Origin of the sequence: Streptomyces sp. CBMA29, assembly GCF_014596445.1 — a bacterium.
In the GTDB taxonomy this organism is placed as follows: domain Bacteria; phylum Actinomycetota; class Actinomycetes; order Streptomycetales; family Streptomycetaceae; genus Actinacidiphila.
This window is the reverse complement of record NZ_MECL01000022.1, coordinates 1-8,154: the sequence shown is the minus strand read 5'-3', so window position 1 is coordinate 8,154 and position 8,154 is coordinate 1. Positions and strand designations below refer to the sequence as shown.

4 protein-coding genes are annotated in these 8,154 nt (G+C 71.2%); 3 read left to right on the top strand and 1 reads right to left on the bottom strand.

Annotated features, from left to right (window positions below):
* The first annotated feature begins 327 nt into the window (after window positions 1-327).
* The 3 genes from BGM09_RS03315 to BGM09_RS03305 all read left to right on the top strand — a co-directional run bounded on the left by BGM09_RS03315 (window position 328) and on the right by BGM09_RS03305 (window position 7,062).
* Window positions 328-834 (top strand): DUF6912 family protein, encoded by a 507-nt coding sequence (locus tag BGM09_RS03315; RefSeq protein WP_188279853.1) that lies wholly within the window; start codon window positions 328-330, stop codon window positions 832-834.
* A 190-nt stretch (window positions 835-1,024) separates the two neighbouring features.
* On the top strand, window positions 1,025-1,702 hold the full coding sequence (locus tag BGM09_RS03310) for an HAD family hydrolase (protein ID WP_188279852.1): 678 nt from the start codon (window positions 1,025-1,027) through the stop codon (window positions 1,700-1,702).
* Between the two features lie 386 nt (window positions 1,703-2,088).
* Window positions 2,089-7,062, top strand: a complete 4,974-nt coding sequence (locus tag BGM09_RS03305) for an NAD-glutamate dehydrogenase (RefSeq protein WP_188279851.1) — start codon at window positions 2,089-2,091, stop codon at window positions 7,060-7,062.
* 85 nt (window positions 7,063-7,147) lie between these two features.
* On the opposite strand, the gene BGM09_RS03300 is transcribed toward BGM09_RS03305, so the two are convergent.
* Window positions 7,148-7,981: a hypothetical protein gene (locus tag BGM09_RS03300; protein ID WP_188279850.1), complete on the bottom strand. Its 834-nt coding sequence runs from the start codon at window positions 7,979-7,981 to the stop codon at window positions 7,148-7,150.
* Window positions 7,982-8,154: the final 173 nt, after the last annotated feature.

Sequence of the window (8,154 nt, the reverse complement as noted above, 5' to 3'; positions counted from 1 at the left end):
CTGCGTCCGGGCGGACCGGCGCCGCCCGCCGTACGCCGCTCCACGCCCGCGGAGCGCGGTGGAGCGAGAGCGGGCGCGGGAGCGGGAGCGGGCAGGGTCGGTGCCGGGGTTTCGGGTACGGGCACGGTTTCGGGTACGGGCACGAATACGGGCGGCTGCGGCGGCGTCGTCTGCACGGGTGCTTCCCCTGTGGTCGCTACTGGCGGGTAGGTCGGTGACAGGGCGGTTCTAGGACCCTCGGGGAGGGGCTGGCAAGCGGGGCGCCGTTCGATGGAGGGTGCGGAGGAATTCACCTATTCGCGTGGTGGCGCACGTATGCTTCACGCCATGCGCGTCTATATTCCAACGACCCTGGCCGGTCTCGCCGAGGCGTACAAGGCGGGCGAGCTGGGACCCGTACCGCTGGACGCCTACGCGGTGACGCCGAGCCTGCGCGAGTGGTACGTCTCGGACGACATCGAGGAGCTGGAGTACGCGGCCCTCAACCGCGCCTCCCAGGCGTCGCTGCGGCTGCTGGCCGTGCACCCGGACACCCCGCGCCGCCGGGTGGTCGTCGCCGTGGACGTGGACGACGCCGCCGTGACGTACGACCCGGACCACGGCCTGGACCCCGGCTCGCTCGGCGAGGTCCGTCTGGCGCGCCCCGTACCGCTGTCCAAGACGGCCGCGGTGCATGTGGACGCCGACGACGCCCAGAGCGATGTGACGGCCGCCGCGGCGGCCGTGGGCGCGGCCGACATGGGCGACGACGACGCGCAGTTCACCGTGGACGGCGCCGAGGACCACGACCTGCTCTGGTACGCGACGCAGGAGATCCCGCACCTCATCTCCTGACCCCGGCACCCGGGTGCCGGGGCGCCCTGGCACCCGACCGCTCTGGCATCCGACCGACCTGGCATCCGACCGACCTGGCACCTGATCGGCTGAATCCGTTCGGCCCACGCCCGGTCGTACGGCGGCCCCGTACACCGGGACCCCACCCTCGGGCACCGGGCTGTCACACCCCGCGAGTACGGTTCGTGGAGTGAGCACGCATTCCGTAGGCACGCATCTGGTGTGGGACTGGAACGGCACCCTTTTCCACGACATCGACGCGGTGATCGAGGCGACGAACGCCTCGTTCGCCGAGCTCGGCCTGGCCCCGATCACCCTGGAGCGGTACCAGGAGCTGTACTGCGTGCCCGTGCCCCGGTTCTACGAGCGGCTGATGGGACGGCTGCCGACCGACGCCGAGTGGGAGGTGATGGACGCCACCTTCCACCGCCACTACTGGGCGCTGGCCGACCGCTGCGGCCTCGCCGAGGGCGCGGCCGAACTGCTCGCCGCGCGCCGGGCCGCCGGGCTCACGCAGTCGCTGTGCTCGCTCGCCCCGCAGGACAATCTGCTGCCCGTCGTGACCTCGCACGGCATCATGGAGCACTTCGTCCGGGTGGACGGCCGTACCGGCCCCTCCAACCAGGGCAAGGCCGCGCAGATGGCCCGCCACCTCGCCGCGCTCGCCGACGTCGTCGCCGATCCCGGCCGGATCGTGGTGATCGGTGACGCGCTCGACGACGCCGTGGCCGCCGCCCACGTCGGCGCGCACGCCGTGCTGTACACCGGCGGTTCGCACAGCCGCGCCAGCCTGGAGAGCGCCGGAGTGCCGGTGGTCGACAGCCTCGCCGCCGCCGTGGCGGAAGCCGAGCGAATAGCCGCGGGCTAGGACCTGTCCGCCGGACGGGCCCTGACGCCGGGCTCCCGAATCGACGCTCGGGCCCGGTCCACGCCCCGCGCCAATGCCGGAATCATCACCTCCGCATCGACTGTTCGCCGTCTCGTCCCGGTGCTGTTCCCACCCGGTTCCTGTCCAGAGGGGCCAAAGGTGTGCAGTGCATTTGTACGAAGACGTCTCCTGACAGGCACCCGTGAGCGAGCGATAGCCTTGCGGCGTGATCAACGTTGATCAGTTCATCAGGGGCCACCGCGTGCGTACGGGCACGGCGGACCCCTCTTCCGGCATAGCGTCGTCCCGTAGCGGATACCCCGCGTCACGTGACGTCCTGCCATCACCCGACGTCACGCAATGGCGCGCGACAGGAGTCAGAGGACATGCAGACCAAGCTGGACGAAGCCAAGGCCGAACTGCTGGAACGAGCAGCCGAGGTCGCTGAGAACAGCCAGGCGGGGGGACTACCCGGCCAGGGCCGCGACACACAGGCGCTGACGGCGTTCCTCCGGGGTTACTACCTGCACAGCGCACCCGAGGACCTGAACGACCGCAACCCGGTCGACGTCTTCGGCGCGGCAGTCTCCCACTACCGGCTCGCGGAGGTACGCCCCCAGGGCAGTGCCAGCGTCCGGGTGCACACCCCCACCGTCGAGGAGAACGGGTGGCAGTCCAGCCACACCGTCGTCCAGGTCGTGACCGACGACATGCCCTTCCTCGTCGACTCGGTCACCAACGCGCTCACCCAGGCCGACCGCGGCATCCACGTCGTCTTCCACCCGCAGTTCCTGGTCCGCCGCGACGTGACCGGCAAGCTGCTGGAGATCGTCGCCTCGGGGTGCGGCCCCGAGGACGGCTCGCTCCCGCACGACGTGCTGGTGGAGTCCTGGATCCACGTCGAGATCGACCGCGAGACCGACCGCGCCGACCTCAAGGAGATCACCGCGGACCTGCGCCGGGTGCTCTCCGACGTCCGCGAGTCCGTCGAGGACTGGGCGAAGATGCGCGAGTCCGCCCAGCGCATCGCCGACGAGCTGTCCGCGACCCCGCCGCCGCTGCCCGAGCGCGAGGTCAGCGAAGCCGTCGAGCTGCTGCGCTGGCTCAACGACGACCACTTCACCTTCCTCGGCTACCGCGAGTACGAGCTGACCACCGACACCGAGCCGGACGGCTCCACCGAGGACGTGCTGGTCGCCGTCCCCGGCACCGGTCTCGGCATCCTGCGCTCCGACCCGGTGCACCCCGGCACCGACGGCACCCACCCGGCCCACCACACCCACCTCGGGCACCCCGGCTCCCCGTCGTTCAGCAGGCTGCCCGCCGACGCCCGCGCCAAGGCCCGCGAACACCGGCTGCTGATCCTCACCAAGGCCAACAGCCGCTCCACCGTGCACCGTCCGTCGTATCTGGACTACGTCGGCGTGAAGAAGTTCGACGCCGAGGGCAATGTGATCGGCGAGCGCCGCTTCCTCGGCCTGTTCTCCTCCACCGCCTACACCGAGTCGATCCGCCGGGTCCCGGTGGTCCGCCGCAAGGTCGAGGAGGTCCTCGAAGGCGCCGGATTCACCGCCCACAGCCACGACGGCCGCGACCTGCTCCAGATCCTGGAGACGTACCCGCGCGACGAGCTGTTCCAGACCCCCGCCGACGAGCTGCGGTCCATCGCCACCAGCGTGCTGTACCTCCAGGAGCGCCGGAAGCTCAGGCTGTTCCTGCGGCAGGACGAGTACGGCCGCTACTACTCGGCGCTGGTCTACCTGCCGCGCGACCGCTACACCACGGCGGTACGGCTGCGCCTGACCAACATCCTCCAGGACGAACTGGGCGGACGCAGCGCCGACTTCACCGCCTGGAACACCGAATCGGTGCTGTCCCGGCTGCACTTCGTGATCCGCGTCGAACCCGGCGCGCCGCTGCCCGACATCACCGACGCCGACGTCGAGCGGATCGAGAGCCGGCTCTCCGACGCCACCCGCTCCTGGGCCGACGGCTTCGGCGAGGCGCTGACCGCCGAGTGCGGCGAGGAGCGCGCGGCCGAGCTGACCCGGCGGTACGCGCACGCTTTCCCCGACGGCTACCGCGCCGACTTCGCACCGCGCGTCGCCGTCGCCGACCTCCAGCACATCGAGGGCCTGGGCGCCGACGCTTTCACCCTCAGCCTGTACGAGCCGGTCGGCGGCGCCAGTGACGAGCGCCGCTTCAAGATCTACCGCACCGGCGCGCCCGTCTCGCTGTCCGCCGTCCTGCCGGTGCTCCAGCGGCTCGGCGTCGAGGTCGTCGACGAGCGGCCGTACGAACTGCGCCGCTCGGACCAGACCCGCGCCTGGGTCTACGACTTCGGGCTGCGCCTGGACCCCAGCCTCGGCGACCTCGGCGACGACGCCCGCGAGCGGTTCCAGGCGGCCTTCGCCGCGACCTGGACCGACAAGGCGGAGAACGACGGCTTCAACTCCCTGGTGCTGCGCGCCGGTCTGGAGTGGCGCGAGGCGATGGTGCTGCGCGCGTACGCCAAGTACCTGCGGCAGGCCGGGTCCACCTTCAGCCAGGACTACATGGAGGACACCCTCCGTACCAACGTCCACACCACCCGGCTGCTGGTCAACCTCTTCCAGGCCCGCTTCTCGCCGGACCACCAGCGGGCCGGCAGCGAGCTGACCGACGGGCTGCTGGAGGAGCTGGACGGCGCGCTCGACCAGGTCGCCAGCCTCGACGAGGACCGCATCCTGCGGGCCTTCCTCACCCTGATCAAGGCGACGCTGCGCACCAACTACTTCCAGCGCCGCGACGACGGGCAGCCGCACGACTACCTGTCGATGAAGTTCGACCCGCAGGCCATCCCCGAACTGCCCGCGCCACGCCCGGCGTTCGAGATCTGGGTGTACTCGCCGCGGGTCGAGGGCGTCCACCTGCGGTTCGGCAAGGTCGCCCGCGGGGGCCTGCGCTGGTCCGACCGGCGCGAGGACTTCCGCACCGAAGTCCTGGGCCTGGTCAAGGCGCAGATGGTGAAGAACACCGTCATCGTGCCGGTCGGCGCGAAGGGCGGCTTCGTCGGCAAGCGGCTGCCCGACCCGGCCGCCGACCGCGACGCCTGGCTGGCCGAGGGCATCGCCTCGTACAAGACGTTCATCTCCGGGCTGCTCGACATCACCGACAATCTCGTCGGCGGCGAGGTCGTGCCGCCGACGGACGTGGTCAGGCACGATGAGGACGACACGTATCTGGTCGTCGCCGCGGACAAGGGCACCGCGTCGTTCTCCGACATCGCCAACGAGGTCGCGGTGTCGTACGGCTTCTGGCTCGGCGACGCCTTCGCCTCCGGCGGCTCGGTCGGCTACGACCACAAGAAGATGGCCATCACCTCCAGCGGCGCCTGGGAGTCGGTGAAGCGGCACTTCCGCGAGATGGGCGTCAACACCCAGGAAGAGGACTTCACCGTCGTCGGCATCGGCGACATGTCGGGTGACGTGTTCGGCAACGGCATGCTGCTGTCGGAGCACATCCGCCTGGTCGCGGCCTTCGACCACCGGCACATCTTCCTCGACCCGAAGCCGGACGCGGCCACCTCCTACGCCGAGCGGCGCCGCGTCTTCGAGCTGCCGCGCAGCAGTTGGGCCGACTACGACACCAAGCTGCTGTCGTCGGGCGGCGGGATCTTCCCCCGTACGGCCAAGGCGATCCCGCTCAACGCGCAGATCCGCAAGGCGCTCGGCATCGAGACCGCCACCGCGAAGATCACCCCCGCCGAGCTGATGAAGGCGATCCTCCAGGCCCCGGTGGACCTGTTGTGGAACGGCGGCATCGGCACCTACGTCAAGGCGTCCACCGAGTCGCAGGCCGACGTCGGCGACAAGGCCAACGACGCGATCCGGATCGACGGCGCGGAACTGCGGGTCAAGGTCGTCGGCGAGGGCGGCAATCTGGGCTTCACGCAGCTCGGCCGGATCGAATTCGCCCTGAACGGCGGCCCGGAGGGGACCGGCGGCCACATCAACACCGACGCGATCGACAACAGCGCGGGTGTGGACGCCTCGGACCACGAGGTCAACATCAAGATCCTGCTCAACAGCGTCGTCGCCGAAGGGGACATGACCGTCAAGCAGCGCAATTCGCTGCTCGCGGAGATGACCCACGAGGTCGGCGACCTGGTGCTGCGCAACAACTACGCGCAGAACGTGTCGCTCGCCAACAGCATGGAGCAGGCCCCGAGTCTGCTCCACGCCCATCAGCGGTTCATCCGCCGCCTGGTGCGCGACGGCCACCTGGACCGGGCGCTGGAGTTCCTGCCCACCGACCGGCAGATCCGCGAGCGGCTGGCGGCCGGACAGGGCCTGACGCAGCCGGAGTTGGCGGTGATCCTCGCCTACGCCAAGATCACCGCGGCCGAGGAACTGGTCCACACCGGGCTGCCCGACGACCCGTACCTGCGCTCCCTGCTGCACGCGTACTTCCCCGTGCCGCTGCGGGAGCGCTTCGAGCGGCAGATCGACAGCCATGCGCTGCACCGCGAGATCATCACCACCGTCCTGGTCAACGACACGGTGAACTCCGGTGGCACGACGTTCCTGCACCGCTTCCGCGAGGAGATCGGCGCCACCACGGAGGAGATCGTGCGGGCCCACACGGCCGCCCGCGCGATCTTCGGTCTCGCCGGGATCTGGGACGCGGTGGAGGCGCTGGACAACATCGTCGCCGCCGACGTGCAGACCCGGATCAGGCTGCACTCGCGGCGGCTGGTCGAGCGCGCCACCCGCTGGCTGCTCAACAACCGGCTCCAGCCGCTCCAGATCGCCGAGACCATCGACTTCTTCACCGAGGGCGTCGCCGCGGTCTGGTCCCACCAGCCCAAGCTGCTGCGCGGCGCGGACGCGGACTGGTACCAGTCGCTGCACGACGAGCTGACCGCCGCCGGGGTGCCGGACGAACTGGCCACCCGGGTCGCCGGATTCTCCGCGGCCTTCCCGGCGCTCGACATCGTCGACGTCGCGGGCCGCACCGGCAAGGAGCCGCTGGACGTCGCCGAGGTCTACTTCGACCTCGCCGACCGGCTGGGGATCACGCAGCTCCTGGACCGGATCATCCTGCTGCCGCGCGCCGACCGCTGGCAGTCCATGGCCCGCGCCGCCATCCGCGAGGACCTCTTCGCGGCCCACGCGGCCCTCACCGCCGACGTGCTGACGGCGGGCCCCGAAGGGTCCACGCCCGAGCAGCGCTACACGGCGTGGGAGGAGCAGAACGCGGGGCTGATCGGCCGCGCCCGCACCACACTTGAGGAGATCCAGGGCGCCGAGGAGTTCGACCTGGCGAGCCTGTCGGTGGCGATGCGGACCTTCCGTACGCTGCTGCGCACGCACCACTGAGCCGTACGGACGCGGCGGTACGGCTGAACCCGGGCCCGGTGGGCGGCACTTGTGCGTCAGTGCCCGCCCGCCGGGCCCAACTCCGCTACGGCGTGGGCTCGTCCGGCATCTTCCACACCGTCAGCAGCGTGGAGTACGTCGGCATCGGGTCGGTCATCATGTTGCCGGACGGCGTGACGGCGGTGACCTTCAGCATGGCCAGATTGCCCTGCGAGGTCACCGTGCACAGCACCGTGCCCTGGGAGATGTAGGTGTCCTTGGCGAGGTCGTCCCGGTAGATCTCGCCGGACAGCGCGTCGGCGCCGACCCCGTTCCTGCACGCCTGGTAGTCGGTGCCGTCGGCCCGGCCGAAGGTGGTGAGGAACCGCATGCTGCCGTCGGCCCAGTCCTGGTACTCGATCTCGTAGCCGTCGGTGTCGCCGATCCGGCCGTTCGGCTCGACCCGCGCGCTGTCCAGGTCCACGTGCGTGCCGTGGTTCCAGGCGGGCGAGCGGATGGTGAACTTGCGGTCCTGGAGGAGGACTTGAGGCTGACCGCCGCCGGGCGCGCCCGGGTCGGCCGAGGAGCCGCCGGGGGAGCCGGTCGGGGCGGTGCTCGCGGGGCCGGTGGCCGGACCGGCCGCGGCGGACCGGGAGGTGGAGGCGCCGGGGCCGCCGCCGGGCGGTGACGTGCCCTGCGTGCCCTTGTCGTCGCCCGTGCCGTCGGAGTGGGTGAAGGCGTAGGTGAGCGTCACGGCGAGGATCACCGCCAGGACGCTGCCGCCGATCGCCATCACCTTCTGCGTCCGGCCGCTGAGCGCCGGGCTCTGCCCGTCGTGCCCGTTTCCGTGCCCCTGCGCGTCGTGACCGCTCCCGTCCCCGAGACCGGTGGCCCCGTGGGCGCCGGTCGCGGGGCCGTCCACATGCGTCGGCCCGAACATGCCCGAGGTGTACGGGCCTGACGCGTACGGGCCCGGCGCGTACGGGCCTGCGGGCGCCCACGGCCGGGACGCGCGCCGAGGACATCCGTAGCGATACGGCCGGCGGCGCTCCCCGTTACGGCGGCACCCGTGCCCTGACCCGGCTCACCCTCGCCCCCGGCCCGCCGGGCTCC